The following is a 26,317-nucleotide window of genomic DNA, read 5'->3' on the forward strand; positions in this document are numbered from 1 at the left end:
GGGCACTGTAGAGTCAGCAGGGTCAAAACAGGAAGCAGGCTTATGAAATTGGAGTTTCCCCGCCCGTGGGTGTCGAACTATGCTCCCGGGGTGCCGCACGAGATTTCCGTTCCGGACGGCTCGTTGGTCGACCTGCTTGAGGCCTCCGCCGCGCGGCACCGCAGCCGGACCGCCCTGGAATTCTTCGGCGCCGGCACGACCTACGGCCAGCTGGCCGATGAAGTCCTCCGCGTGGCCGAGGCGCTGCGGCGGCTCGGCGTCGTGCCGGGGGACCGGGTGGCCCTCGTCCTTCCCAATTGCCCGCAGCACATCGTCGCTTTCTACGCAGTGCTCCGGCTCGGAGCGGTCGTTGTCGAACACAACCCGCTGTACACCGACCGCGAGCTGCGCCATCAATTCGAGGACCACGGAGCGAAGGTGGCAATCGTCTGGGACAAGGTCGTGCCGCGCGTGCAGCGCCTGCCTGAGGACCTCGGACTCGATGCAATCGTTTCGGTCGACCTCACGCGCGCACTTCCGGCCCGCAAGCGCCTTGCGCTGCGGCTACCCCTTCCCGCCGCACGGCGGGCCCGGGCGGCCCTTACCACCTCCGAGAAGCTCACCGGCCCGCGCCGGGTCATCGGCTGGGACAAGCTGGTCGAGGGCGGGAGGCTGAGGGCCAGGCACCCGCGCCCTGCAGCGGGCGACACCGCGGTAATCCAGTACACGAGCGGGACGACGGGCAGCCCCAAGGGGGCCGTTCTCACGCATCGAAACCTGCTCGCCAACGCGGCCCAAGGCAGGGCATGGGTCCCCGGGCTGACCGAGGGCCGGGAAACGGTCTATGCGGTGCTGCCTATGTTCCACGCCTACGGCCTCACCCTCTGCCTGACCTTCGCCATCAGCATCGGCGCCCGGCTTGTGCTCTTTCCACGGTTCGACGTCGACCATGTGCTCGAAGCCGCGCGGCGCACCCCGCCAACCTTCCTGCCGGCCGTGCCGCCTATCTATGACCGGCTCGCAACCGCCGCCGAGGAGCGCGGCGCCGACCTCACAAGCATCCGCTTCGCCATCTCCGGAGCCATGAACCTGCCGCAGGCCACGGTCGAGCGGTGGGAGAGGGTGACCGGCGGCTACCTCGTCGAGGGCTACGGCCTCACCGAAACCTCGCCTGTGGCCCTCGGCAACCCCATCGGGCCGACCCGCCGCCCCGGCACGGTGGGACTGCCGTTCCCCAACACCGACGTCCGTGTCGTGGACCCCGACAACCCGACGGTTGAGCGGGCGCCTGGAGAGGCGGGGGAGCTGCTGATCCGCGGGCCCCAGGTCTTCTCGGGCTACTGGCGCAAGCCGGAGGAAACCGAGGCGGCCCTCCTCGAGGGAGGGTGGTTCCGGACGGGGGACATCGTGAAGGTCGACGCCGACTCCTACGTCAGCATCGTCGACCGCATCAAGGAACTCATCATCACCGGCGGGTTCAACGTTGCGCCTACAGAGGTTGAGGAAGCGCTCCGAACCTGCAACGGCATCGCCGACGCCGCCGTCGTGGGGCTGCCGCGCCCGGGAGGCGGTGAGGACGTCGTCGCCGTCGTTGTCCTGGCCGATGGCCAGCAGCTCGATGAGGACTTCCTCCGCAGCCACTGCCGGGGCGCTCTTGCCGCCTACAAGGTTCCCCGCCGCATCGTTGTTGTGAACGATCTGCCCCGCTCTCTGATTGGGAAGGTGCTGCGCCGCGAGGTGCGCAACGATCTCCTGAACGACGCGGCATGCTGACTGCACGGCATCGTAACAAAAACATTCAACGGGAAGACAGTGAAAACATGAACGTCAACGCACCAGAACCCACGAATCCCTGGAAGGACAGCCTTGGCCGGGCCAGCACCCGCAGTGCCCAGGTCCTCGTCATGCTGGTGCTCGCGGTAGTTCTCGTCTATGCACTGATCCAGGTGCGGCTGGTCGTGATTCCGCTGCTGCTCGCCCTGATCCTCGCCGCGGCGATCGTCCCGCTGGTGCACTGGCTGCGTCGCAAGGGGTGGCCGAGTTCCCTCGCCACCGGGTTCTCCTTCCTGCTGCTCCTTCTGCTGTTCGGCGGGCTGATCACCGGCATCGTGTTCGCGGTGCAGCGGCAGGCCGGGGAACTGGTCGACAGTGCGGTGGAGGGGTTCGACCAGCTGTACGCCTTCGTTGAGAACGGGCCGCTGCCCATCGATTCAGAGCAAATCCAGCAGGCGCGGGACGCGGCGATCGACTTTGCGACGAGCAGCACAGCGGGAGCGGGAGCCCTCTCGGGGCTCAGCGCGGCGACCAACTTCATCGCTGGCGGCCTGCTGATGGTCGTCATCCTCTTCTTCTTCCTCAAGGACGGCGAGAAAATCTGGGCCTTCATCCTGCGCGCCTTCAAGGGCAAGCGGCTGGTGAAGGCGCGCAGGGTGGGCTACAGCAGCCTTGCCGTGCTGGGCGGCTACGTACGTGGAACAGCCATCGTGGCGTCCGTCGACGCGTTCTTCATCGGCCTGGCACTGTTCATCCTCGGGATCCCGCTGGCACTGCCCTTGGCCGTGATCGTCTTCATTGGCGCGTTCATCCCCATTGTCGGTGCGACCCTGGCTGGGGTCCTCGCGGCGCTTGTCGCACTTGTTTCGAACGGGCCGACGGCGGCCCTCATCGTGATCATCGTCGTCATTGTCGTCAACCAGCTCGAGGGCAACTTCCTCCAACCGGTGGTCATGGGCCGCACCCTCAGCGTGCACGCTCTCGTGATCCTGCTCGCCCTGACCGCCGGCACCATCCTGGCCGGAATCATCGGCGCCATCCTGTCGGTACCCGTGACCGCCGTGGCCTGGGCTGCCATCAAGGCCTGGAACCAGGAGGACGACGACGAGATCACCGAGACCGAAATCGTGAAGGCGGAGCAGGCCACAGCCCTCGATGAGAGCGGCCACGGCCTGAGCACGCTGCCCAAGGACGACCCCAAGGCCATCGAACTGGCGGACCGGGCCGGCCGTGCCGCGCATGAGGAGCGCCCGGGTACGGCCTCGCGGGGAGTGACGCCCGAGACGGAGGAGAATCCCGACATCTTCGCCTCCGAACCTGCGCCGCCGGCGCCGGGCGGCACCACCCGGACTGACAAGCGCCGGGACCGCCCCGACGGCGGATCGAGCGCGCTGGGCGGCTGATCCCTCAAACGGACGCAAAAGGGCCCCTTCTGCAATGTGCAGAAAGGGCCCTTCTGTGTACCTGGCGCATCCCTCAGGCTGCGTACGCCACCCGTCGGCGGATCCCGTCAGGCTGCGGTGGGCCGGGACATTGCCTCGGCCCGCCGCAGCGACTGCTGCCGTTCCCGCCGCCGCGGGGCAAGAAGGAGTCCGGTCAGTGGCGGCCGGCTGCAGCGCCCGAAATCTCCGGAGTGACGTCCTCGGGGACGTTGCCTGCCACCCGTTCCTCCCAGGCGGTCATGACCGCCGGATCGGTGCGCGGGCTGGCCATGGAGGCTGCGATGTAGGCGATGGCCGACGCGGCGAGGCCGAAGTAGATTGGCTCGTTGGCGTAGATGCCGTCGTACTGGTTTTCGGCGTTCACCTCGAGGTAGATCATGGTGCCGAGGGTGACAACGGTTCCGACTGCCATCGAGATACCGGCGCCGAGCCCGTTGCCGCGCTTCCAGACAAGGCCGCCGATGATGGCGACGAGCAGCCCGCCAACGAGGATGTCGTAGGCGATTGTCAGCGCGGCAACGACGTCCTGGACCACGATGGCAAGGGCGATTGCCGCAAGACCGAGCCCTAGGACCCACCAGCGGCTTTCGACGACCTCACGCTCGGCACTGACTGCCGGAGCGGCGTTGGCGGCAGTGCCCCGGTTCGACCAGCTGCGGACGTAGGGCAGCACGTCGGTCCGGGCGACCGTCGCGGCGGCGATCAGCGCACCGGACGCCGTCGACATCATCGCGGCAACGGCGGCGGCAAGGACGAGGCCGCCGATCCCGACCGGAAGGACGTTGATGGCCACGTCGGCGTAGACGTCGTCCTGCGAGGCGATGTCGGGAAGGATGACGCTCGCCGCCATGCCGATCAGCGCGCCGGCAACGCCGTAGAGGATGCAGTAGACGCCGGCTGTCGCCCCGCCCCACCGTGCGACTTTGGCGGTCTTGGAGGTGAAGACGCGCTGCCAGATGTCCTGGCCGATGAGCAGGCCCAGGGTGTAGACAACGAAGTAGGTGATGATGCTCTGGGCGCCGATCCCGGTGAGGCTGAAGAATTCGTCCCCGGCACGCTCGGAGATGCCGCTGAAACCGCCGGCCGAGGCGAGCGCGAAGGGAAGCATGAGCGCGAAGACGCCGATCGTCTTGATGATGAACTGCGCCATGTCGGCAAGGGTGATCGACCACATTCCGCCGACGGTTGAGTAGATGAGGACGATGATTCCCCCGAGTGCGATGGACATGGCACGGTCCCAGCCGAAGAGCACCACGAAGATCGTGGCGTAGGCCCCGGTCGAGGTGGCGCAGAGCATCAGGGTGTACGCGAGCATGACGATGCCCGAGACCTTTGTGGCTTCGTGGCCGTACCGCAGCGTGAGCATCTGGGAGACCGTGTAGATCTTCAGCTTCGAGATGGTCGGGGCGAACAGGAGGCTCAGCAGCAGCACCCCGGTACCGATCGCAACGACGAGCCACATGCCCGAAAGGCCGTAGGTGTAACCGAGTCCCACGCCGCCAACGGTCGAGGCGCCGCCGAGCACGACAGCCGCCATGGTCCCGGTGTAGAGGAAGGGCCCGAGCCTGCGCCCGGCCACAAGGTAGTCGCTCTTGTTCTTTGTTCGCGACTTTCCCCACCAGCCGAAGCCGAGCATTGCCGCAAGGTAGAGCACAACGATTGCGATATTCAGGTATTCCATAGTTCTTCCCGTCGCGCGGGTGTTGCCCTAGAGGCAACACGTGTTGTCTAGTAGGCTATTGTGACCCGGGTTACACGTCAAGCCTCGCAAGGGGCCGGGCGGGCCGGGAGCATCCGGTCGGTATGCTCAACATTAGATGCGCGCAGAAAGAGGACCGCAATGAAAGCTCTTCCGGTTGAACCCACGAATGCGCCGGTGGCGATAGGTTCGCGCATCCGGGCGGCGCGGCAGGCGCAGCGCATGACCATCGAGCAGGTCGCAGAATCCACCGGGCTCACCAAGGGCTTCCTGAGCAGGGTTGAACGCGACCTCACGTCTCCGTCGGTCGCTTCGCTTGTGACCCTCTGCCAGGTTCTTTCGATCTCCATCGGCGATCTGTTCCTCGCCCCGGAAACCCACCTGACCCGGCTCCAGGAGGCTCCGCGGATCAGCCTCGGTGGTGAGGGAATCACCGAGCGGCTCATGACGGCCCGGTCGGAGCGCCGGCTCCAGGTGATCCGGGCGGAGGTTGAGCCGCATGGACGCGGTGAAAGCGACCTCTACTCCGTTGACTGCGAGGTGGAAACCCTTCACGTTGTGGAAGGGCGCTTTGTGCTGATCTTCTCCAATGAGCGCTTCGAGCTCGAAGCGGGGGACACTGTGACGTTTCCGGGGCGCGAGCCGCACACCTGGGTCAATCCGACGGCGCAGCGTTCGGTGGTCCTCTGGACACTCGTCCCCGCGGCCTCGCGGGGCTGAGCCAGCCCGCCCGCCGGGTGCCTGCCTCGGCCCGCCGACCGGTGATGCTGGCACTCCGGCCCGCCCCTCAGTCCGGTGAAGCGGTGGCTACCTTGACCGAGACTCGGGTCACAATTAGCCTTATATAAAACAATTGATGCTTATAGAGCAACTTCGCAGGCGGCTGTCCTGCAGGCTGCCTCACGGGACGGACTAAACGACGATGGAAGAACTGCGGATCACCGCCGGCGGGAAGCTCGGACCTGTCGACTCAGCACGCGTACCGCGCTATGCCGGAGCCGCGACGTTTGCCCGGCTGCCGCGCCTGGACCAGGTGGAACGGGCCGACATCGCCGTCGTCGGCGTGCCCTTCGATTCGGGAGTTTCCTACCGCCCGGGTGCCCGCTTCGGCGCGAACCATGTCCGCGAAGCTTCACGGCTGCTGCGCCCCTACAATCCGGCATTGAACATCTCCCCCTTCGAGCAGGTCCAGGTGGCCGACGCCGGAGACATGGCCGTCAACCCGTTCAACATCGGGGAGGCAATTGAAACAGTCCAGCACAACGCGCTCGAGCTGACCGCGGACGGCACGCGGCTTGTGACCCTCGGCGGGGACCACACGATCTCCCTTCCCCTGCTCCGCGCGGCTTCGGAACGGGCCGGAAGCCCGGTTGCACTGCTTCACTTCGACGCCCACCTCGACACCTGGGACACCTACTTCGGTGCGGAGTACACGCACGGGACCCCCTTCCGCAGGGCCGTCGAGGAGGGCATCCTCGACACCGAGGCAATCTCCCACGTCGGCACGCGCGGGCCGCTCTACGGAGTCAAGGACCTCGAGGACGACCGCCGCTTCGGGTTCGGGATCGTGACCTCCTCCGACGTCTTCCGGCAAGGCGTCGACGAGACAGTAGCTAAGCTGCGGGACCGCATCGGCAACCGCCCGCTCTACATCTCCGTCGACATCGACGTCCTCGACCCCGCCCACGCCCCCGGCACCGGAACGCCGGAGGCCGGCGGAATCACGAGCCGGGAACTGCTCGAGATCCTGCGCGGATTCCGGGGAATGAACCTTGTGGGCGCCGATGTCGTGGAGGTGGCACCGGCCTACGACACTGCCGAGATCACCGGCGTCGCCGCCTCCCATGTCGCCTACGACCTCGTGAGCCTGATGGCTGACAACCTCTCTTCAACCCCCGTCAAGGAAAGCTGAATGGAACTCACCGACAGCGCTGCCTCCGCCCCACCGCACCCCATCTCCGGCCAGCGCAACGGCGGCGATCTCGTAGTCGAGACGCTCACCGCCCTGGGCGCAAGCACGGTCTTTGGCATCCCCGGCCAGCACGCGCTCGGCTTGTTCGATGCGCTCTCCCGTTCGAGCCTGGAGTTCGTCTCCTCCCGCGTCGAGAACAACTCCGCCTTCGCCGCCGACGGGTTCTCCCGGGCCACCGGCGAGGTCGGGGTCCTCTTCCTCTCGACAGGTCCAGGAGCGCTCACCTCGCTTGCAGGGCTGCAGGAGGCCTACGCAACGGGCGTGCCGATGGTCGTTATCGCAAGCCAGATCCCACTGGAGGGCCTTGGCGCGCGCCGCAAGGGCATGCTGCACCAGCTCGACGACCAGAAGGCCTCGGCGGCCAACGTCACCAAGAGCCAGCGGCTGATCCAGCAGGCCTCGGGCATCCCCTCGGCCATCCAGGACGCATGGACCGAAGCCGTTTCCTCGCCCCAGGGCCCGGTGTGGATCGAGATTCCGCAGAACGTGCTCCTCGACCCCGTGCTGGTGCCGCGGGTCGAGGACGCGCTCGCCGAGCCGTTCGACAACCCGCCGCGCGTCGAGCTGGTGCGCGAAGCCGTGGCCTGGCTCAAGGAGTCGAAACGGCCGGCGATCGTGGCCGGTGGGGGAGCCCGCCGCGGCCGGGCCGAACGTCAGCTCCTGTCGATCGCGGAGAAGCTCGGTGCGCCGGTCCTCTGCTCGCCCGGCGGAAACGGTGCTTTCCCGTGGAATCACGAGCTCTCACTTCAGGCCTGGGTCGAGGACCGTTACGTCACCGAAGTGCTCGAGGACGCCGACCTCCTCCTGGTGATCGGTTCGTCCCTCGGTGAAGTCACCTCCAACTACTTCACGCTTGAGCCTCGCGGCCGCATCATCCAGATCGATGCCGAGCCCCGGGTGCTCGAATCGAACCGCCCCGCCTTGGGCATCCGGGCCGACGCCGGCCAGGCACTCACGGCGCTCGACGAGGCTCTGCCGGTGCTTGATCGTTCACGTACGGAAGGCTACGACGCCGCGGCGCTCGTGGCGGAGACCCTGGCCAAGGTCAAGGCCCGCCTCGACGGGCAGGACCTGCTCAAGGAACGGACCTTCATGGCCGACATCCGGGCAGCCGTGCCCGATGACATGCAGACCTTCTGGGACATGACCATCTCCGCCTACTGGGCGTGGAGCTGCTGGGATGCCCGCGCGGGGCAGTTCCATTCGGCCCAGGGCGCTGGCGGGCTCGGCTTCGGCTTCCCTGGTGCCCTCGGCGGATCGGTCGGACTCGCGTCGAAAGGGAAAAATCCCCGCGTCCTTGCGGTCTCGGGTGACGGTTCGGCGATGTATTCGATAGCCGAGCTGGCAACCGCCCGTCAGCACAACCTTCCAGTGACCTGGCTGATTGTTGACGACGGCGGGTATGGCATTCTCCGCGAATACATGGAGGGCGCCTTCGGGAAGGCTACGGCCACGGAGCTGGCCCGGCCTGACTTCGTGAAGCTCGCCGAAGCGTTTGGTGTTCCGGCACGCCGGGTGGCACCCGAGGACATCGGCGAGGCACTCAAGGAGGGCTTCGCGGCGGAGGGCCCCAACGTCGTCGTCGTCGAAACCCTCATGCGGCTGTTCGCACCCACCCATCTTGACTCCTGAGCTTTTCGGCTGACCGGTTCGCAGCTAGGGTCGAAAGACCCGAAGGCCGAGCGAAGGAACCGCAATGTCATTCAGCAAGGGCGACAAGGTGAACTGGAACACCCCGCAGGGGCAGACCGAGGGCAAGGTCCTCGAGAAGCGCGATAAGGAATTCACCTTCGACGGGCAGAAATTCAAGGCCTCCGCCGACGAGCCCTACTACATCGTCGAAAGCTCCAAATCGGGCAAGCAGGCGGCGCATAAGGAAAGTGCCCTCAGCAAGGCTTCCTGAACGGGGCGGGGCCCTCGTTTCGGTCTGCCGTCTGCGGTTCTCCAGTGTCAAGCCATTTCTTGGGCCCTGAGGCGGGTTCCGGAGCATTTGCCCTCCACTGGGACAAGATCCCGTCAGGATCGGGGCCGTTCCGCGCCATTTGCCGTACTTCCCTCCTCCAATGGTCCGCGCCGGCCATTCTCGGAGCCGCGATCACCGACTCGACGTAGCTTAATCGTAAGTACGCTGATAAACGTAGAGGGTACGTCGGTTTTCAAGGACAAGGAGTACGACATCATGGCAGGAAACCTTTTGGCACGGTCCGCCCACGACCTCGGCGCGGCAGCGTGGTTCGGCGGAACGCTCATGGGCGCCGTCGGACTGAACGGAGCCACGGGTAAGGCGAAGGATCCGCGCGAGCGCACGCGCCTCTCAAGCCTCGGTTGGGCAAAATGGACGCCGGTGCAGGTTGCTGCGTTCGCGGTCCACGCCGTCGGTGGTCTTGGACTGATCCTTGGCAACAAGGGGCGGCTGGCGAAGCAGCAGGGCGTCGGGACGAACACGTTGATCAAGGCGGTCGTCACCGTTGCCGGAATGGCGCTCTCCCTCTACGCGGGAATGCTCGGCAAGAAGGTTGCCGAGCTCGCCGAGCAGGGCGGCGAGGGCGCCACGGAGCCCCGTCCCGGTGCTTCGGACCAGCTCGCCAAGGCGCAGTCGCAGCTGAAGATGATCCAGTGGGCACTGCCGGTGGTCAGCGGCAGCGTCGTTGCTCTCGGCGCCCACCAGGGCGAAATGCAGCGGCCGCAGAACGTCTTCGAAGGCATCTTCAACAAGCGGTCCTAGCTCGGGCTTCCGATCCCCCGCCACACGCCGCACCGTGCGGCGAGCCCTCCCTCCTTACCGGGGCGGCCGGTGGCGGGGGATCGCCCGTCCGGGAATGAAATACCCCTCCCTCCGGTTATCAGGTACATGCAAACGTATGTATTTGGAAGGGGTGCACGATGACTAAGCAAATCCTTGTCGTTTCTGCTGGTCTTGGAGTGCCTTCCTCGAGCAGGATGCTCGCGGACCTGCTCTCGGAAGCCGTGACGGACGCGCTTCGCGTCCAGGGGCAGCCGGTCGAAGTGGAGACGGTCGAACTGCGGGAACTGGCTGTCGACATCGCCAACAACCTCGTCACCGGCTACGCGCCTCCGGCCCTCGAAGCGGTGTTGAAGCGTCTCGCCGACGCGGACGCGCTTGTTGTCGTGAGCCCTGTCTTCTCGGGATCGTACAGCGGCCTGCTCAAGTCGTTTTTCGACGTGGTCGACAACCAGGCGCTTGGCGGAATGCCCGTGGTCATCGGAGCCACCGGCGGAAGCGCGAGGCATTCGCTGATGCTTGACCATGCGATGCGCCCGTTGTTCAGCTACCTGCGCATGGTGGTTGTGCCGACTTCTGTCTACGCCTCTCCCCAGGACTGGGGAGCCGGCGACGAGGGTGCGGCGGGGCTCGAAGAGCGCGCCCAGCGTGCGGCAAAGGAGTTGGCCGCGCTGCTCGTCGGATCGGCGACGACGCGGGCGCCGCGCGCCCCGGAGGTCTCGGCTCCTTTCGAGGAACTGCTGGCACGGATCCAGGGCCGCTGAGCGGAAGCGGCCGCCCCCTGTTCCCGGGCCGCGGGAACGTCCGGGCGCAGGGCCGTTACTGCATGGTGAAAGTGCTGGCCAGCGCTGAGCGGGCGGCGGGAAGCGAGAGCAGGCCCGCCACCGCGGCGTTGCGCGCCCTGAGCGTGGCCGGCGCGAGGGGGCGCCCCAGAGCCATGTTCACGTGGGCCCGTCGCCGGGCGAGTACCGCCTCACGGCGCCGGGTCGTATTGAACCGCTCCACCTGTCGGCCCACGTCGACGCCGTCGCGCAGCGCCGAGACGATGACGGGGGTGAGCAGGCCCGCGTCGAGCCAGCCAAGGTTCATCCCCTGCCCTCCGATAGGGCTGATCTCGTGGGCGGCGTCGCCAAGGAGGGTGATCCGGCCGGCGACGAAGCGGTCGGCGATCTGGGAGCGGACCCCAAACGCGCTCAGCATCGTGTTCCCTGCCCGGTCGAGACGTATCCCGGTGCGCGCGGAGACAAGTGCGGCCAGGGCGTCCACCGTCGGCTCAGGCCCTGGGGACCCCGTGCGCACCACCCACCTCCGAATCCCTCCGGGGAGCGGAAACGACTCGACGATTCCGTGCGGCTCAAGGTAGAGCACCGCAGCTGAACCGCCGCCACTGGTGTCGGGAAAGTCTCCCATCAGGTACCGGTCGGGGTAGGTGCGCCCTGATGCGCCGATTCCGGCGAACTCCCGCACCGAGCTCTTCGCGCCGTCGGCTCCGATCAGCAGGCGGGACTCCACCGATGCGCGCTGGCCGTCCTGTTCCACGGTGGTGACAACGTGTCCGGGGCATTCTGCAGTCCCTATCGCCTTGATCCCGCGGCGGAGCGTACCGGGGAACGTTGCTTCGAGGCGGCGCTCGAGCACCTCCTCGGTCACCGCCTGCGGAACGGCAAGCACGAACCGGTGCCTGCCCGGAAGCGAAGCGAACGAGAGCTCCGTGACGTGGCGGCCGCCGCTGCGGGCGATCCCATGCGTGATGCGCACCCCGCGGGCCGTGAGCTCGTCGCTGACGCCCGCCGCTTCGAGGGCGGCAAGCGCCGGTGGGTGGATGCCGATCGCCCGGGAATGGGAACTGCGGCGGGTGCGCCGCTCAAGCACAACGACATCGAGCCCGGCCTGCCGGAGCAGGATGGCTGTGTAAAGGCCCACCGGCCCGCCGCCGACAATCACGACGTCATGCATGGGGTGCGTGCCCCCGTTCAAGGACGAGGAGGTTGCGGAAGGGGCTGGCGCTCTTTACGCTCCATCCCCGGCGGCCTTGGCTGCGCAGCACCTCACGGAGTTCTGCTGGCGTGTAGCTCCGGCGGATCGAGGTGAGCCCGTCCTGGCGGATATACGACCCGCGCAGGGGGAGGGTTGCTGCGGAGAAGAGCCCGTAGCCGACGCGGCTGCGCGAAATATCGCTGTGGACCCCGACGGCGACCGCCAGTTTCTCGGTGTCGTTCAGCAGGCCCTCGAGTTCGTCCGGCTCGAGATGGTGGAGGACGTGGTTGGAGGTCACGGCGGTGTAGGTCCTGCCTTCGGCCACGAGGTCCGAGCTGAGGGCCCTGCGGTAGGTCACACCCGCGACGGGTGACTGGGCCGCGGCATAGGCGTAGGCCCGCTCGTCCGGGTCGATGGCGGTGATTGTCAACGGGATGCCGTCGCGGCGGGCCCACCTTGCGAACGCCCGGGGGACGTCACCGCCGCCAGAGCCGATGTCGAGCAGGGTGTTGGCCGACGTCGGGGAGAACTGCGGGCGCAGGATCCGGACGTAGGTGCTCCTCCAGCCGGAGACGACGGAATTGACGAGGCCGAACTGGGAGTAGGTGCGGTCCAGGGTGGCAGGGTCGCAGTCCGGTTTGTCCATCTGCTCGACCGCGCTGGTGTCGCGCTGTCCCAGGAAGCCGAAAGGATTCATCCTCCCACTTTGGTCAGCAGCGCCGTTTCGACGGTGAGGCCGGGGCCGAACGCCATCGAGCAGATGCGCTCGTCGCCGCCGGAGAAGGGCTGTTCCAGGATGTGCTTGAGCACGAACATCACGGTGGCGCTGCTCATGTTGCCATAGTCGCGGAGGACGGTGCGGGCGGGAACCAGCTGCTCCTCGGTGAGCTTGAGCTTGGCCTCGACCTTGTCGAGGATGCTGCGGCCCCCGGGGTGGATGGCCCAATGCTCAATATCCCGGTAGTCGCCTCCCTCAAGGGAAGGATCCCGGGCCAGCAGCGGCTCGAGGGCTCCAACGATGTGCTCGTCGATGATGTGGGGCACGTAGGTGCCAAGCACCATCTCAAAACCTTCATCACCGATGTTCCACGCCATCGACTCCTCGCCGACCGGGGTGAGGATCGTCTCGAAGTGATCGAGGCTGAGCAGCGGCCCCTCCGAGGGGAACTCGCGGGCGGTGACGACCGCGGCGGCGGCGCCGTCGGCGAACAGCGACGAGCCAACGATCGTGTCGGGGTTGTTCGATGACCGCACGTGCAGTGAACACAGTTCGGCGCTGACAACGAGGACGACGGCCTCGGGATCCGCCTCACAGAACGCCTTCGCCGAGCGCAGCGCTGGAAAAGCGGCGTAGCAGCCCATGAAGCCCAGATGGGAGCGCTGAACCGACGGATTGAGACCCAGCGCCCGCACCACCTTGTAGTCCGGGCCGGGGTTGAAGAAGCCGGTGCAGGAGACTGTCACCACGTGGGTCACATCCGAAGCCTCGACGCCGGAGGCAGCGTCGAGCGCCTTTTGCGCCGCCTCGATGAACAGTTTCGTGCCTTCGACGGCGTACAGCTCGTTACGGGTCTTGGTGCTGGGGCTGAGGATGCGCATTGTCCGCGAGTCGAAAAAGACCGGGTTTTCCGCTGCGCTGTCCAGGGTGAGTTCCTTCACCGCCGTGTACCGGGTGTTGATGCCCGAGGAATCGAATGCCGCGCCCACCAGGCGGGTGCCCAGACGGGTCAGGTCGGGCTGGGCGGCGAAGGCCTCCCGGACCTGCGGCTGCACCATTATTGTCTCGGGCACAGCGGTTTCCAAGGACCTCAACAGAACTGTCATAGTCAATTGATAGAGGACTAACGCGAAGAACACAATGTCAGTAGGCTTATCATTTCCGCAGTTTTCGAGGTGAATGGAGCACAGCATGGTGGATGGCCCGAAGAACACGCTGAACCAGGACGACCCCCGAGAACCTGCCGCCGAAGCGTCGACCGAGCTCCAGGACTACCCGGGCTTCACCGAGCAGATGAAGCCCCGGCCCGACCACGGGGAGGAGTCATACAAGGGCAGCGGACGGCTCAAGGGACGCAAGGCGTTCATCACCGGCGGTGATTCGGGGATCGGACGCGCGGTCGCGCTCGCCTACGCCCGGGAAGGAGCCGACGTCGCCATCGGCTACCTTCCCGAAGAGGAGGAAGATGGCAAGAGCTGCGTCGAATTGATCCGGGCCGAAGGCCGGAAGGCCGTCGCGGTCCCCGGAGACGTCCGGAGTGAGGAGTACTCCCGCACCGCCGTGGCGCGGGTGGTCGGCGAGCTGGGCGGGCTTGACCTGCTCGTGAACAACGCCGGATACCATCTGGCGCAGCCGGGCGGAATCGAGGACATCTCTGCCGCTCAGCTCAGGCGGACCTTCGAAACGAACGTATTCGGCGCCGTCTGGCTGATCCAGGCCGCACTGCCGCATCTGTCGCCCGGCGCATCGATCATCACCACAACATCAATCCAGGGCTACCACCCTTCAACGAGCCTGATGGACTACGCGGCGACAAAGGCCGCCCTGAACAGCCTCACGTTCAGCCTGGCGGAACTGCTGGGCGAGCGCGGCATCCGCGTCAACGCCGTTGCCCCGGGCCCGATCTGGACGCCGCTCCAGCCCGCCACGACCACTCCCGAAAAGCTTGAGACCTTCGGCGAAGACACACCCCTCGGGAGGATGGGCCAGCCCGCCGAACTGGCCGGCGCCTTCGTCTTCCTCGCCTCGAACGACGCGCGCTACGTATCGGGCGAGGTGCTTGCCGTAACCGGCGGGAAATACCTTGCGTGATGGATCGTGACGGCCACTAGGGTGAAGGCACGATGCTTACAGTGCCGATGCCTCAGGCAATGTGGAGGTACCCCTTGGTGACTGCACGGCGCCGCCGTGCTGCGGCCCTTTCGCTGATGCTCGCTGCAGCCCTGGCCCTCTCCGGATGCTCAGTTCAGGAGCGGCCCGCGGAGGCGACGGCCGGTTCGACAGGCGGGGCAACGGCCGGTGCGACCGGCGGGGCGACGCCGGATGCGACAGCAACCCCGCGGAATTCCCCGGTCCCGTCGCCAGCGGCGCAGGGCACCTCTTCCGGCCCACCGGTGAGGTCGCCACAGGCAACTCCGGCGCGCAGTGCACTGCCCCGAGGGGGAACCAGCCTCTTCCCCGCGCACCGGCTCGTCGGGTACAGCGGACATCCGCTCTCTCCGGGACTGGGGCGCCTGGGCATCGGGGACCTCGACGAGCGGGTCGAGGAGATCGAGGCGCAGGCGGCGGCGTTCGCCGGCGGGAGGAAGGTGCTGCCGGTCCTTGAGCTCATCACGGTCGTTGTGCAGTCCGAGCCCGGAGCCGACGGGAAGTACCGGACTTTCACCCCCGATGAGACGATCCGGCAGTACCTCGAGGCCGCACGGCGGCACAAGGCACTCCTGCTCCTGAACATCCAGCCTGGACGTTCGAGCATGACCGCCGAAGTTAAGCGGCTGGAAAAGTGGCTCAAGGAGCCGGATGTGGGGCTGGCTTTGGATCCCGAATGGGATATCACCGACGCCGAACTGCCCGGAGCGGTGTACGGGTCGACGGCCGGCGAGGAAATCAACGCGATTGCTGCTGACATCGATGCCCTGGTCAAGCGCGAGAAGCTGCCGCAGAAGGCGCTCGTCTTCCACCAGGTGGCGGTAGGCGTCGTGACCAACGAAGCGGCAATCGGCGACTATGCGGGGGTCGAGGTGATCAAGAGCGCCGACGGTATCGGCTCGGCCAATCTGAAGATCGAGGCTTACGACCTGCTGACCGAGGGCCTGCCTTCTTCGATCCATCCCGGGTTCAAGCTGTTCTTCGAGGAAGATGCGGCACTCGGTCCGCTGATGACGCCCCAGGAGGTGCTTGCGCTCGATCCGCAGCCGGAATACATCCTGTACGAGTGATTCCGGCGGTCCTGACGGCTAGGCTGCGGAGGGCTCCTTCGCGCTTCGACCAAGCCGCGCGGCCGTCCGCAGCGAATATCAGCTAAATCGCCGCCCTGGCAGTGGACACCGTTGTGGAGTTCAATGCCGTCCGAGCGGCTTCACCGACGGCAGAGCGAGGAACACCGATGAAGATCCGATGGAGCGTCCTTCTTGCCGCGGGCCTTTCCGCGGCATCCCTCGCAGGATGCGGCGTCGCGGAGGAGAATCCGCTCGACGTCAACGCGGCGCGGGAGGCGCGGCCCGGCGTCGCCGCCGGAGCGGTGGCGGGAGCCGTCTCCGAGGACGACCCGCTCAATATCGGTGCCGATGGCGCGAAGCTCTGCGGGGTGCAACCGAAAGACAGTTTCCAGGAGTACACCGTCATGCTCCACAACCCCACCCTCGAAACCTTCACGTTCGGCGAAATTGCGCTCGGCGCGCCGTTGGGGCTGAGCATCGTCGAAGCGGAGATTTCCCCGGCCAACAGGGAAGGCCACGGCCACCACGGTGCCGAAGCAGACGCTCACGCGGACCACGAACCGGCGCCCAGCGCCACATCCACTGAGCCAAGCACCTTTCAGGTCGAGCCCGTGCCTGCGGCAGGGTACCGCTTCGAGCCGGATGCCCACATCAACATCGTTGTCGCAGTCTCACTCGATGAGGCAGTCGACAACGGCACTGCTGAAAACATCATCGTCAACTTCTCTTCGGACGCCCGCGAGTACACAGTGGCCCACAACCTTGAAATCGAAATCGACAGGGTGAGCTGCGGCAAGTAGCGCTACTGGGCGTCGGCGTGGCGGCCGGGCAGCAGTTCGGTGATGAGCTGCTGGACCCGGCCCCGGATCTCATTGCGGATTTTCCTCACGGTCTCGACGTCCTGGCCCACGGGGTCTGCGACCGGCCAGTCTTCGTGGCGGCGTCCCGGGAAGTGGGGTTTTTCGGCTTCCATGCCGAGCGTGATGATCACATCCGACTGGGAAACGTCGTCCTGCGTCAGCAGCCGTGGAACCCGAGTCGAAATGTCAACGCCCACCTCGGCCATCGCGTCAACCGTCGAGGGGTCGACGTGTTCGGCAGGCTCCGGCCCTCCCGACAGCACACGGATCCGACCTTCGGCGAACCGGCTGAGGTAGGCCGCTGCCATCTGCGACCGCGCCGAGTTGCGTATGCAGACGAACAGAACCGACGGTTTGGGAAAAGCGCTGCTGCCAATCATGTGCCCGGCCTTCGCTGTGGCGGAATCCGATCTACCCGAAATTCGATATAACGAAGTAAACCAGCACTTACGGCCATTAGCACCCCTTGTGGGCGGCGGGTTGCCCCAAGGACGCGGTGCTCCGGTCCGGCCGGAACACCGCGGCCTTCTGTGTCTCTGTTCAGCCGAGCAGTTCCCGCACCATCGGGATCACCTTGGTGCCGTAGAGCTCGATGCTGTGCATGAGCTTCTCGTGCGGGAGCGGACCGAACGTGTACTTCAAATCGAACCGGTCGATCTCAAGCGTGCGGGCCGTCGCCGCGATCTTGGCTGCGACAGTCTCGGGAGAACCGACGTACAGGGAGCCGGCGTCGACCTCCCGGTCGAACTCGGCCCGGCTGGTGGGACCCCAGCCGCGCTCGGAGCCGATACGGTCCCTCATGATCCGGTAGTCCGGCCACAGTTCTTCGCGCGCCTGTTCGTCGGTGTCGGCAATGTGGCCCGGAGAGTGCACTCCGATCGGCAGCTGCGGCTTGCCGAACTGGGTAAGGGCCTGATGGTAGAGGTCGACGTACGGGGCAAAGCGGGAGGGATCGCCGCCGATGATGGCAAGCATCAAGGGCATCTCGTACCGCGCCGCCCGCACAACCGACTCGGGGCTTCCGCCGACGCCGATCCAGGTCTTGAGCCGGCCCGATTCGGTGGTCGGGAAGACACTCTGGTTATCGAGCCCGGGGCGGGTCCGTCCCCGCCAGGAGAAGGGCTTCTCCTTGAGGAGTTCGCTGAAGAGGTCGAGCTTTTCCTCGAAGAGCTCCTCGTACTGGGTGAGCTCGAAGCCGAAGAGGGGGAAGGATTCGGTGAATGAGCCCCTCCCGAGAATCACTTCGGCACGCCCGTTCGAGGCCGCGTCGAGGGTCGCGAAGCGCTGGAAGACACGGATTGGGTCATCCGAGCTCAGGACCGTCACGGCCGAGCCGAGGCGGATGCGCTTGGTCTGGCCGGCAATGGCGGCAAGCACCGTTTCGGGTGCGGAAATGGCAAAGTCGTCGCGGTGGTGTTCCCCGACCCCGAAGAAGTCCACGCCGACCTGGTCCGCAAGGACCGCCTCGGCGATGACATTACGAATCACTTCAGGGTATGCCAGCAGCTCCCCGTCGGCTCCCCGCGTCACATCACCGAACGTATCAAGTCCGAGTTCAAGTTTCTTCGCCATGATGGTGCTCCCGTAGTCTTTCCGCGGTTCACAGTGAACCGCTTCCGCTAGAACACCAAAGCACCCCCTGCGATTCCCGGCGCACGGCAGGACGGTGCCGGGCCGGGTGTTCGCCCGAAGGGCCAAGGCGGGGCGTCAGGCGGCGGTGACACTTTCGAGTCCGAGAAGGGTGAGGCTGTTCTGCCACAGCTGATCAAGCTGCGCGGGATCGTTGAACAGCTTCGCGAAGAGGACCATGCCTTCGATCTGCGCGACGATCGACTTGGCGGTGCCCCGAGGGTCCTCGAGTTTGAGTTCGCCGGCATCGATGGCCTCACGTATTGCTGCTTCGATGATGTCGATCTGCTCCCCGAATATTTCCTGCAGCCGCTCACGCACCGGGTCGTCCTTGGCGCTTACTTCGAGGGCCAGGTTGCCGAACAGGCAGCCCGTCACGGCACCTGTGCCTTTCAGGGCGCTGCTCTGGATTTCAGCAGTAGAAATGAACAGCTTGCGCAGGCGGTTGATGATCGTGTCGGGAGCCGTGAGGATCCCGGTCCATTCTTTCCGCTGCTTGATCCAGTGCTCGTTGATGACTTCGAGCGCCAGGGCCTGTTTGGACGGGAAGAAGTGGTAGAAGCTGCCCTTGGGAACTCCGGCCGCCGCGCAAATTTCGGCGACGCCGATCGACCCGTAGGCGCGCTGCTGGAAGAGTGCTGTGCTCGCGTCGAGAATCCTCTGGCGAGCGTCTGATTTTCGTCCCATGTTGCAATTATAAGACCAGTCGGCTATAAATGGGCAAGCACTTAGTAGACCGATCATCTAGTTAGGACAACAAGTATATGGAACCTCGTAAAGTAGCAATCATCACCGGGGGCTCTCAAGGCATCGGGGAAGGGCTCGTCTCAGCGTTCCGCGGCATCGGCTATGCCGTTGTCGCCAACTCGCGCTCCATCGCCCCTTCCGACGACGCTGATTTCGTTACGGTCGCAGGCGACATCGCCGACCCGGCGGTTGCTGAAAGGGTCGTTGCCACCGCGATCGAGAAGTTCGGCCGCGTCGACACCCTCGTGAACAATGCCGGGATCTTCGTCGGCAAGCCGTTTACCGAGTACACGATCGAGGACTATGAGCAGGTGCTCAGGGTCAACCTCGGCGGGTTCTTCCATGTCACCCAGCAGGCGATTACGCGGATGCTTGAGCAGGGTTCCGGCCACGTGGTGAACGTGACCACAACCCTCGTCGAGTATGCCAACTCAAGCCTCCCCTCTGTCCTTGCCTCACTGACCAAGGGTGGCGTCTCGTCGGCGACGAAGTCGCTTGCCGTGGAGTACGCCGGCCGCGGGATCCGTGTCAACGCCGTTTCCCCCGGGCACATCAAGACCCCGCTCCACGAGTCGCACGACCACGACCTCCTCGCGGGCCAGCACCCGGTGGGCCGGATGGGCACGGTCGACGACATCGCCCGCGGCGTCCTGTACCTCGAGCAGGCCCCCTTCGTCACCGGCGAAGTCCTTCACGTCGACGGCGGTCAGAGCGCGGGCTACTAGGCTCCCGCCGCGGAGGCGGTCCTGCGGGCCGTCTCCGTCATCGACAAGGACACCCGTGGTGTCCGTGCAACCCGAAAGGCAACACATGAAATCCCCTGACATCGGGCCGTTGGGTACCATCACCACCGTCCTTGAAGCGTGGGCCGGTGGAATCCGCGGCCACCGACCGGAGGCCGTGGCTTCCCTCTTCACCTCCGACGCTCTTTTCCAGGGCTTCGACAAGACGTACATCATCGGGCGTCCCGGCATAAGCGCCTATTACGACAAACAGCCGTTGGGGTTGACTGCCGCTTTCCGCGTCCGCGAACTCCGGCAGCTTTCCGCCGACAACCTCATCTCCTACGTGGACGTCGACTTCACGCTCCCCGGCGGTGAAGTCATCCCCGTCCACCTCACCGTGGTGCTGCGCCAGACCGGCCGTTCCTGGTTGATCAGCCACTACCACGTCTCGAAAATCGCCTAGCCGCCGGGCGCCTGCCTTATCGATACGTCCCTGCGAATGAGGCGAAGATCTCGGCCGCAGGCGCCCGCCGGGTGAGGGGAGCCGATTGCCCGGCCCAAAGGCTGGCGAGATCGGTGCGGCCCTTCTCCTCCGCGGCCCTGCGGAAGGGCGAGGTCATGGCGCCGAGGGCGGGGTAGGGGACGCGGATCTTCCACCGCGCTGCTTCCCGGGTCACCCGGTTGGCGAGGCCCCTTGCCATGCGTCCGGTGAAAGCTTCGGTCAGCACCGTCGTGCGGCCGGCCGGTCCCGTTAAAGCGTCCTTGTGGAAGGTGGAGGCGGCCGACTCGTGCGACACGAGGAAGGCTGTGCCGATCTGCACTTCTTCCGCACCCAGTTCGTGTGCCGCGCGGACCTGGGCGGGTGCCGCGATTCCCCCTGCGGCGACGACGGGAGCGTCGACCGCGGCCACCACCTGCGGCACAAGGGAGAACGTGCCAACTAGGGACTCCTCGACCGGGGCAAGGAAGGCGCCACCGTGCGCGCCGGCGTCGCTTCCCGACGCGACGATCACATCGACGCCGGCGGCCTCAAGGGCAACCGCCTCATCGACAGTCGTTGCGGTTCCGATCAGGAATATGCCTGAGCGGTGCGCGCGCTCGACAATGTCCGGCCCCGGCACGCCGAACACGAAGCTGATGACCGGCGGTGCGGCTTCCAGGAGCGCGTCGACCTGCGCATCGAAGTCGATTTGCGTGTTCGGGAGCGCCTCGGGGGGTCGAATGCCCAGTTCCTCGAAGTACGGCGCGAGCAACGCTGTCTGGGCGTTTAGCTGGCCGGTGGCCGCAGCCTTTTCGCCGCCCAACGGGACCCACAGGTTGACCGCGAAGGCCCGTTGGGTCGCAGCCTTGAGCCGCTCGACCAACTGCGTGATTTCCGCGGGGGAGAGGTGGTGGGCACCGAAGGAGCCAAGGCCGCCGGCATTTGAAACGGCGGCGACCAGCGCCTCGGAGGATAGCCCTCCACCGAATGGACCCTGAATCACGGGAACGTTCAAGCCGAGCACCCGTGCCACCCGGGTTTGCCCTAGAGGTGTGTTCATGCTTGCAGGCCCTTCATTTCGTGATATTTCCTCATTTGCTTTCCCCTGCTTGACATGATATTGGCCCTTCACCTATAACTGAACCACCATAGTAGACCGAACGTCTAGAAAGGGAAGCACAATGACTGCAGATCAGGAAACCGGCCGGGCGCGCTACAGCTTCACGGACGCCGCTGCGGCGCTGCGGTTGGTCCCCACCGCTCCCGTTCCGGACGTTGCCCGCGGGCCGAAGGTTCCGGATGTGGGTTATTACCTGGAGGAACTCGCCGACGGCATGTTCCTGTTGAGCGACGGGACCTACCAGATGATGTTCGTCGTCTCCGATGAAGGAGTGGTGGCCGTCGACGCCCCGCCGACGCTCGGTCACAACATCCTTCGGGCGATCACCGGTGTGACAAAGAAGCCGATCACCCAGATCGTCTACAGCCATCAGCACGCCGATCACGTCGGGGCGATGTCGCTCTACCCCCAGGATGTTCCCCGGTATGCGCAGCGGTTCACCGCGGAGCGGCTTGCGCGACTGGGCGATCCCAACCGCCCGGCCCCGACGGTTGTGTTCGACGACAATTACACCTTTCAATCCGGCAGCCACATGCTGCAGCTTGACTACAAGGGGCCGAACCACGCCGAAGGGAACATCTTCATCTACGAACCGCAGCGGAAGGTGCTGATGCTCGGTGACGTCGTTTTCCCGGGGTGGGTTCCGTTCTCGAACCTTGCTGTTTCCGCCAACGTCCCCGGCTTTGTCAACGCAATGGATCAGGCCCTGGGCTATCCCTTCGAAAAGCTCGTTCCCGGACACGTGACCCGCTCCGGCACCCGCAGGGACGTCGAGGTGCAGTCGGAGTACATTGCCGACCTGCGCGCCACGACCGAGGCGGCGCTGTCATCTATCGACTTCGCGAAAGTCATGGCCCCCGTGGACATGTCGAACGCCTGGGCGGTCTTCCGGGCCTACCTTGACGCGGTCGCGGCGAAGTCGGCTGACGAAGTTATTCCCCGCTGGGTGGACCGGCTGGGTGGCGCCGACGTGTTCACCCTGCCCAACGCCTGGGCGATGATGGAGGCCCTGCGCCTGGACTATGGAAGCCTTGGCCCATTCGGTATCGCCGACTAGCGGCTCCGGCGCTCCTTCCGCAATAGCTGCGAAAGCGGGCCGGTCGCCGCCATGGGGCTGGCCGGCAGGCGGCCCCGCCGCTCCCGCCGCTCTCACCGTCGATCCGTTCAGTGACGCGGCCCCGGTTCCACGGAGCCTGTTGCCGCGGCTGCGGATTCCTGGTGTGCCGTGGTGCCGGCGCCGTACTTTGAATGGCTCCCAGGCCCCGGGAATTATCTTGAGCATCTTTGAGTTGATACGCATACAGTATCAACTACTCCTAATTTAGGAGTAACGGGCAACACCGTCCCTTCGTCGCCTTCAGCAATCCCGACGGCAACGAGCAGTTCCTGTGGCATCCCGTCCGCAAAACCGTGACGCCGCAGAATCACCCGGCGCGAGCAGCCGGCGGCCGGAATGCATCAAAAGCGCAAGTCACCATAAACAACACCCCAGCAGTAAGCAACACCCCAGCAGTAAGCAGAAGCAACAAGGAAAGGAATTGTCATGGATTTCAAAATTGAGGTAATCGCCGTTCCCGTTTCTGACGTGGACCGGGCCAAGGCGTTTTACGATTCGCTCGGTTGGCGTTTCGACGCGGATTTCACCGTCGATGAAAGCCTCCGGGTCGTCCAGTTTACTCCTCCGGGTTCAGGGGCCTCGATCATGATCGGCAAGGGCATCACCGCCGGCGCCCCCGGCTCCCTGCAGGGCGTGTACCTGATCGTTGATGACATCATCGCCGCCCGCGAGGACATCGCCGCCCGCGGCATCGAGATCTCCGAGGTCTGGCACGATGCGAAGGGCATCTGGCACCACGAAGGTGAGAAGGACCGTGTCGCCGGGCCGGACCCCGAGCGCAAGACCTACGCCTCCTACGCCTCCTTCACCGACCCCGACGGCAACGGCTGGTTCCTCCAGGAAATCACAACCCGCCTGCCCGGCCGTATCTGATCCGCCGCATTCACCCCGCCGCGGCGTCCGGATCACCGGGCGCCGCGGCGGCACCAATCAGCAGCGCCCGGCTGCGGGCGATGCACTACTCCTGCAGAAATAAGCAACCGAAGGCAGAACTGAGAATTTGAGGGAAGACACGACAGTGGAGAAGACAGAGTACGACCTGATCGTCCTCGGCGGAGGTGCGGTTGGCGAGAATGTTGCCGACCGCGCCGTGCAGGGCGGACTGACCGCGGTGGTCGTTGAGGCCGAGTTGGTCGGAGGCGAGTGCTCGTATTGGGCGTGCATGCCCTCCAAGGCGCTGCTGCGTTCGGCGCAGGTGCTGCGTGCGGCCAAGCACATGCCCGGCGCAGCCGAGGCAATCACCGGCGAGCTGAACGTGGACGCCGTGCTGGCCCGGCGGGATGCCTTCACCAGCAACTGGGACGACGCCGGCCAGGTGGGTTGGCTTGAAAGCGCCGGGATCGACCTGGTGCGCGGCCACGGGCGGATCAGCGGGGCGCGCGAGGTCACCGTTACCGCCGCCGACGGCAGTGTCACCGTGCTCACCGCCCGTCACGCGGTGGCCGTGACCACCGGCTCCGATGCCTCGATGCCGCCCATCGAAGGACTTGCCGACGCCCGCCCGTGGACGGCCCGCGAGGCCACGAGCATCAAGGCCGTTCCCGAGAGCCTTGCCATCATCGGCGGGGGCGTGGTGGCAACCGAAATGGCAACCGCATTCGCCGGATTCGGCACGAAGGTGACCGTTATTGCCCGCAGCGGACTGCTCACCGAGATGGAACCCTTCGCCGGGGAACTTGTCGCGGCGTCCCTGCGGGACCTTGGCGCCACGGTGCTCACGGACACCAAGACGACGAAGGTCACCCGGGACGGGGACACCGTGACCATCGAGACCGCCGACGGTGCCCAGATCACCGCCGGGGAGGTCCTCGTGGCCACAGGGCGCACCCCGCGCAGCACCGACATCGGTCTTGACTCAATCGGGCTTGCACCCGGGATCTGGCTGGAGACCGACGACACGCTGCGGGTTCCCGGGTTCGACTGGCTCTACGCCGTTGGGGACGTCACAGGGCGCGTCCTGCTGACCCACCAGGGTAAGTATCAGGCCCGCGCGGCAGGGGACGTCATCGCGGCCCGGGCCGCCGGCGCTGTGGTCTCGGACGGCCCGTGGGGCACGCATGTGGCTACAGCCGATCATGAGGCGGTCCCGCAGGTGACCTTCACCGACCCTGAGGTTGCCTCAGTGGGCCTCACTGCCGCAGCCGCCCGCCGTGCCGGCTATGAGATCCGGGTTGTGGATTACGAACTGGGGTGGACCGCCGGCGCCTCGGTCCACGCCGACGGGTATACCGGCAAGGCGCGCATGGTCGTCAATGAACAGCGCAAGGTCATCCTCGGGGTGACCTTTGTCGGCCCCGATGTGGCCGAGTTGCTTCAGGCCGCGACCTTCGCCGTCGTCGGCGAAATCCCCCTGGACCGGCTTTGGCACGCTGTGCCGGCCTACCCCACCGTCAGCGAGATCTGGCTTCGCCTGCTCGAAACATACGGTCGGCCCCAGCTGGCTCCAGCCCGGTAACCGGCACCTGCCGGCATCCGTACCGCCTGGGGCGGCCCCGTCCGGGCCGCCCCAAGGCATACAACAACGATCCCGCCGGCCACCCGCACTTCACCCCACTACCTCCCGGCTAGCGCCGGACACCCAAGGAGATCCCGATGGCGCTCTCGGAACGCGAGCAGGAACTGTTCGACCAGCTGGAGAAGCAACTCCAGGACGATGACCCCCAGCTCGCCGCGGCACTGGCCCCGGCGCCCGTCCCCACCGTCTCGACCCGCCGGGTCGTCCTCGGCGTGCTCCTCACCCTCGCCGGCTTCCTGACCCTTATCGCAGGCGTCATGGTCCCGGAGCAGGCCACAAGCATCTTCGTCGGCATCCTCGGCTTTACCATGATGGGCGCGGGGATCTCGATCGCGTCGACGCTCGTCGAGCCGGGACCCGGAGCGCGCTAGGAGCCTGGCGATGCGGATTGGCGCCTTCGTGCGGCGGGCTCCCGGGTTAGGGGGCGAGCCGGTCGAGGATGGACCGGGCGGAACCGGCGATGCACCGGCTGTACCCGGTTCCTGCCCATAAATTGAGGCGGTGGGGATCGTTGGCCACAGCCGCAGCGGCCCGCAGGGGACTCGTCAGGTGGTGGATCTCCGGATATCCGTATGGTGCAACCGGGTCGTAATCCCTCATGAAGTGGTTGTGAAGACCACGCGCATTCCGGCCCGAGAAAGCCTTGGTGATGGCGGTGGTCGTGAACTGGTCGGATGAAAGTGCGGCCCGGTGTGGCCCACGGGTCCCGGCTTCATCGGCCCTGAGGAATGCTGTTCCGGCTTGGACTGCGACCGCACCCCGTTCAAGCGCCGCCCGCGTATCCGTTCCCGTGACAATGCCGCCGGCCGCGATCAGGGGGATGCCCAGATCCGACAACTCATCGAGGAGCCCGTGCAGGGCAGTGGTGTGCGCGGGCGCGGTTGCGTTGAAGGTCCCACGGTGTCCTCCGGCTTCGGGGCCCTGGACGCAAAGCGAATCCGCGCCCGCCGCCAACGCCTGTTCCGCCTCGTTCCGCGAGGTGACGGTGAGCGCCACGGCAACGCCCCGGTCCTGCAGTGCGGCAATCACGCCCGCCTCTGGAACGTCGAAAGTGAAGGACACGACGGCGGGTGCAAGTTCAAGGAGCACCTCGACCTTCTTCTCCCAGTCGTCATCGTCGTGTCGCGGGTCGCCGAGGCCCGCCTTCAGGCGTTCTGCCTCGGGAGCGAGGGAAAGCGCGTACTGCTGGAGGGCATCAGCAGTGATGGTCGAGGGCTGGGGGACAAAAAGGTTGACCCCGAAGGGGGCGCCGGTCAATTCACGTACCGCGTTGATCTCCGACCGCATTATGGCGGCAGACTTGTAGCCCGCTGCGAGGAATCCCAGTCCGCCGGCAGTGCTGACGGCCGCCGCAAGCGAGGGAGTGGACGGGCCACCCGCCATGGGAGCCTGGATGACCGGCAGTGCCAGGTCATCAAAGTCGAAGAGACGATCTTTTCCCGCTGATCCGCTCACGCTGCAGGCCTTCCCTTGTGCACTCCTCCATGCTTTCCGCCGTGTCCAAGGCTACCCGCCACGGCGCCGGCAACAGGGGGCTCCGGTTGTTTGGATGAGGAGTGGGTTGACAGGCTGGCTCGCTTTCCCTATAAATAGTAGACCGTT

26 protein-coding genes are annotated in these 26,317 nt (G+C 66.0%); 17 read left to right on the plus strand and 9 right to left on the minus strand.

The genetic code is table 11. From position 1 onward, the window contains the following. Positions 1-42 precede the first annotated feature (42 nt). Both AC4D2R_RS03485 and AC4D2R_RS03490 read left to right on the plus strand, forming a co-directional pair. The gene (locus AC4D2R_RS03485; RefSeq protein WP_490937547.1) at positions 43-1,752 is read left to right on the plus strand and encodes a long-chain-fatty-acid--CoA ligase; all 1,710 of its coding nucleotides are present in this window, start codon (positions 43-45) and stop codon (positions 1,750-1,752) included. 47 nt (positions 1,753-1,799) lie between these two features. Then, a complete protein-coding gene (locus AC4D2R_RS03490) occupies positions 1,800-3,155 on the plus strand; it encodes an AI-2E family transporter (RefSeq protein WP_490937549.1) in 1,356 nt (451 codons plus the stop codon). A 193-nt stretch (positions 3,156-3,348) separates the two neighbouring features. Here the strand turns inward: AC4D2R_RS03490 and AC4D2R_RS03495 are convergent, their stop codons facing one another. Continuing rightward, complete coding sequence (locus tag AC4D2R_RS03495; protein ID WP_490937551.1) at positions 3,349-4,875, minus strand: sodium:solute symporter family protein; 1,527 nt, start codon at positions 4,873-4,875, stop codon at positions 3,349-3,351. 159 nt (positions 4,876-5,034) lie between these two features. Here AC4D2R_RS03495 and AC4D2R_RS03500 point away from each other — a divergent pair, with 159 nt between their 5' ends. From AC4D2R_RS03500 to AC4D2R_RS03525, 6 genes are all read left to right on the plus strand, one after another. Continuing rightward, entirely contained in the window at positions 5,035-5,613 is a 579-nt protein-coding gene (locus AC4D2R_RS03500) for a helix-turn-helix domain-containing protein (protein WP_490901664.1), read from the plus strand. A 202-nt stretch (positions 5,614-5,815) separates the two neighbouring features. Next, positions 5,816-6,805, plus strand: coding sequence for an agmatinase (gene speB / locus AC4D2R_RS03505; protein WP_490937553.1), 990 nt, complete (start codon positions 5,816-5,818; stop codon positions 6,803-6,805). After that, positions 6,806-8,497, plus strand: coding sequence for a thiamine pyrophosphate-binding protein (locus AC4D2R_RS03510; RefSeq protein WP_490937555.1), 1,692 nt, complete (start codon positions 6,806-6,808; stop codon positions 8,495-8,497). Positions 8,498-8,561: 64 nt separating this feature from the next. Beyond that, on the plus strand, positions 8,562-8,768 hold the full coding sequence (locus AC4D2R_RS03515) for a hypervirulence associated TUDOR domain-containing protein (RefSeq protein ID WP_490901669.1): 207 nt from the start codon (positions 8,562-8,564) through the stop codon (positions 8,766-8,768). A gap of 276 nt (positions 8,769-9,044) precedes the next feature. Continuing rightward, positions 9,045-9,590, plus strand: a complete 546-nt coding sequence (locus AC4D2R_RS03520) for a hypothetical protein (protein ID WP_490937557.1) — start codon at positions 9,045-9,047, stop codon at positions 9,588-9,590. Between the two features lie 158 nt (positions 9,591-9,748). Further along, positions 9,749-10,372 (plus strand): FMN reductase, encoded by a 624-nt coding sequence (locus AC4D2R_RS03525; RefSeq protein ID WP_490937559.1) that lies wholly within the window; start codon positions 9,749-9,751, stop codon positions 10,370-10,372. A gap of 55 nt (positions 10,373-10,427) precedes the next feature. On the opposite strand, the gene AC4D2R_RS03530 is transcribed toward AC4D2R_RS03525, so the two are convergent. From AC4D2R_RS03530 to AC4D2R_RS03540, 3 genes are read right to left on the minus strand one after another with little or no spacing between them, the layout of a single operon-like run. Then, entirely contained in the window at positions 10,428-11,564 is a 1,137-nt protein-coding gene (locus AC4D2R_RS03530) for an FAD-dependent oxidoreductase (protein WP_490937561.1), read from the minus strand. Beyond that, complete coding sequence (locus AC4D2R_RS03535; protein ID WP_490937563.1) at positions 11,557-12,282, minus strand: class I SAM-dependent methyltransferase; 726 nt, start codon at positions 12,280-12,282, stop codon at positions 11,557-11,559. The genes AC4D2R_RS03530 and AC4D2R_RS03535 overlap by 8 nt, the downstream gene beginning before the upstream one ends. Continuing rightward, positions 12,279-13,409 (minus strand): type III polyketide synthase, encoded by a 1,131-nt coding sequence (locus AC4D2R_RS03540; protein ID WP_490937565.1) that lies wholly within the window; start codon positions 13,407-13,409, stop codon positions 12,279-12,281. Before AC4D2R_RS03540 ends, AC4D2R_RS03535 begins: the two co-directional genes overlap by 4 nt. Before the next feature lie 85 nt (positions 13,410-13,494). On the opposite strand from AC4D2R_RS03540, the gene AC4D2R_RS03545 reads away from it, so the two are divergent. The 3 genes from AC4D2R_RS03545 (at position 13,495) to AC4D2R_RS03555 (ending at position 16,321) form a co-directional block, all read left to right on the plus strand. Continuing rightward, positions 13,495-14,394, plus strand: a complete 900-nt coding sequence (locus AC4D2R_RS03545; RefSeq protein ID WP_490937567.1) for an SDR family oxidoreductase — start codon at positions 13,495-13,497, stop codon at positions 14,392-14,394. A gap of 77 nt (positions 14,395-14,471) precedes the next feature. Then, positions 14,472-15,521: a hypothetical protein gene (locus AC4D2R_RS03550; protein ID WP_490937569.1), complete on the plus strand. Its 1,050-nt coding sequence runs from the start codon at positions 14,472-14,474 to the stop codon at positions 15,519-15,521. Between the two features lie 167 nt (positions 15,522-15,688). Beyond that, the gene (locus tag AC4D2R_RS03555; RefSeq protein WP_490937571.1) at positions 15,689-16,321 is read left to right on the plus strand and encodes a hypothetical protein; all 633 of its coding nucleotides are present in this window, start codon (positions 15,689-15,691) and stop codon (positions 16,319-16,321) included. A gap of 2 nt (positions 16,322-16,323) precedes the next feature. Here AC4D2R_RS03555 and AC4D2R_RS03560 read toward each other — a convergent pair whose 3' ends face one another. The 3 genes from AC4D2R_RS03560 to AC4D2R_RS03570 all read right to left on the minus strand — a co-directional run bounded on the left by AC4D2R_RS03560 (position 16,324) and on the right by AC4D2R_RS03570 (position 18,697). Then, a complete protein-coding gene (locus tag AC4D2R_RS03560; protein WP_490937573.1) occupies positions 16,324-16,761 on the minus strand; it encodes an arsenate-mycothiol transferase ArsC in 438 nt (145 codons plus the stop codon). 160 nt (positions 16,762-16,921) lie between these two features. Then, positions 16,922-17,953, minus strand: a complete 1,032-nt coding sequence (locus tag AC4D2R_RS03565; RefSeq protein ID WP_490937575.1) for an LLM class flavin-dependent oxidoreductase — start codon at positions 17,951-17,953, stop codon at positions 16,922-16,924. A gap of 135 nt (positions 17,954-18,088) precedes the next feature. Further along, the gene (locus tag AC4D2R_RS03570; RefSeq protein ID WP_490937577.1) at positions 18,089-18,697 is read right to left on the minus strand and encodes a TetR/AcrR family transcriptional regulator; all 609 of its coding nucleotides are present in this window, start codon (positions 18,695-18,697) and stop codon (positions 18,089-18,091) included. Positions 18,698-18,774: 77 nt separating this feature from the next. Between AC4D2R_RS03570 and AC4D2R_RS03575 the strand changes: the two genes are divergently transcribed. Together AC4D2R_RS03575 and AC4D2R_RS03580 are read left to right on the plus strand one after the other, a co-directional pair. Beyond that, positions 18,775-19,482 (plus strand): SDR family NAD(P)-dependent oxidoreductase, encoded by a 708-nt coding sequence (locus AC4D2R_RS03575; protein ID WP_490937579.1) that lies wholly within the window; start codon positions 18,775-18,777, stop codon positions 19,480-19,482. A gap of 85 nt (positions 19,483-19,567) precedes the next feature. Further along, positions 19,568-19,945, plus strand: a complete 378-nt coding sequence (locus AC4D2R_RS03580; RefSeq protein WP_490937581.1) for a nuclear transport factor 2 family protein — start codon at positions 19,568-19,570, stop codon at positions 19,943-19,945. Positions 19,946-19,961: 16 nt separating this feature from the next. On the opposite strand, the gene AC4D2R_RS03585 is transcribed toward AC4D2R_RS03580, so the two are convergent. Then, entirely contained in the window at positions 19,962-21,023 is a 1,062-nt protein-coding gene (locus tag AC4D2R_RS03585; protein ID WP_490937583.1) for an NAD(P)H-dependent flavin oxidoreductase, read from the minus strand. Between the two features lie 121 nt (positions 21,024-21,144). Here AC4D2R_RS03585 and AC4D2R_RS03590 point away from each other — a divergent pair, with 121 nt between their 5' ends. The 4 genes from AC4D2R_RS03590 to AC4D2R_RS03605 all read left to right on the plus strand — a co-directional run bounded on the left by AC4D2R_RS03590 (position 21,145) and on the right by AC4D2R_RS03605 (position 25,086). Then, a complete protein-coding gene (locus tag AC4D2R_RS03590; RefSeq protein WP_490937585.1) occupies positions 21,145-22,140 on the plus strand; it encodes an MBL fold metallo-hydrolase in 996 nt (331 codons plus the stop codon). Between the two features lie 486 nt (positions 22,141-22,626). After that, positions 22,627-23,073 carry a VOC family protein gene (locus AC4D2R_RS03595; protein ID WP_490901690.1) on the plus strand — a complete coding sequence of 149 codons (447 nt, stop codon included), beginning with the start codon at positions 22,627-22,629 and terminating at the stop codon, positions 23,071-23,073. Positions 23,074-23,218: 145 nt separating this feature from the next. Next, complete coding sequence (locus AC4D2R_RS03600) at positions 23,219-24,655, plus strand: dihydrolipoyl dehydrogenase family protein (RefSeq protein ID WP_490937587.1); 1,437 nt, start codon at positions 23,219-23,221, stop codon at positions 24,653-24,655. A 137-nt stretch (positions 24,656-24,792) separates the two neighbouring features. Beyond that, complete coding sequence (locus AC4D2R_RS03605; RefSeq protein WP_490937589.1) at positions 24,793-25,086, plus strand: DUF3040 domain-containing protein; 294 nt, start codon at positions 24,793-24,795, stop codon at positions 25,084-25,086. 46 nt (positions 25,087-25,132) lie between these two features. Here AC4D2R_RS03605 and AC4D2R_RS03610 read toward each other — a convergent pair whose 3' ends face one another. Next, positions 25,133-26,170: a nitronate monooxygenase gene (locus AC4D2R_RS03610; protein WP_490937591.1), complete on the minus strand. Its 1,038-nt coding sequence runs from the start codon at positions 26,168-26,170 to the stop codon at positions 25,133-25,135. Positions 26,171-26,317: the final 147 nt, after the last annotated feature.

The sequence above is a fragment of the Arthrobacter sp. TJ-217 genome, assembly GCF_058269255.1.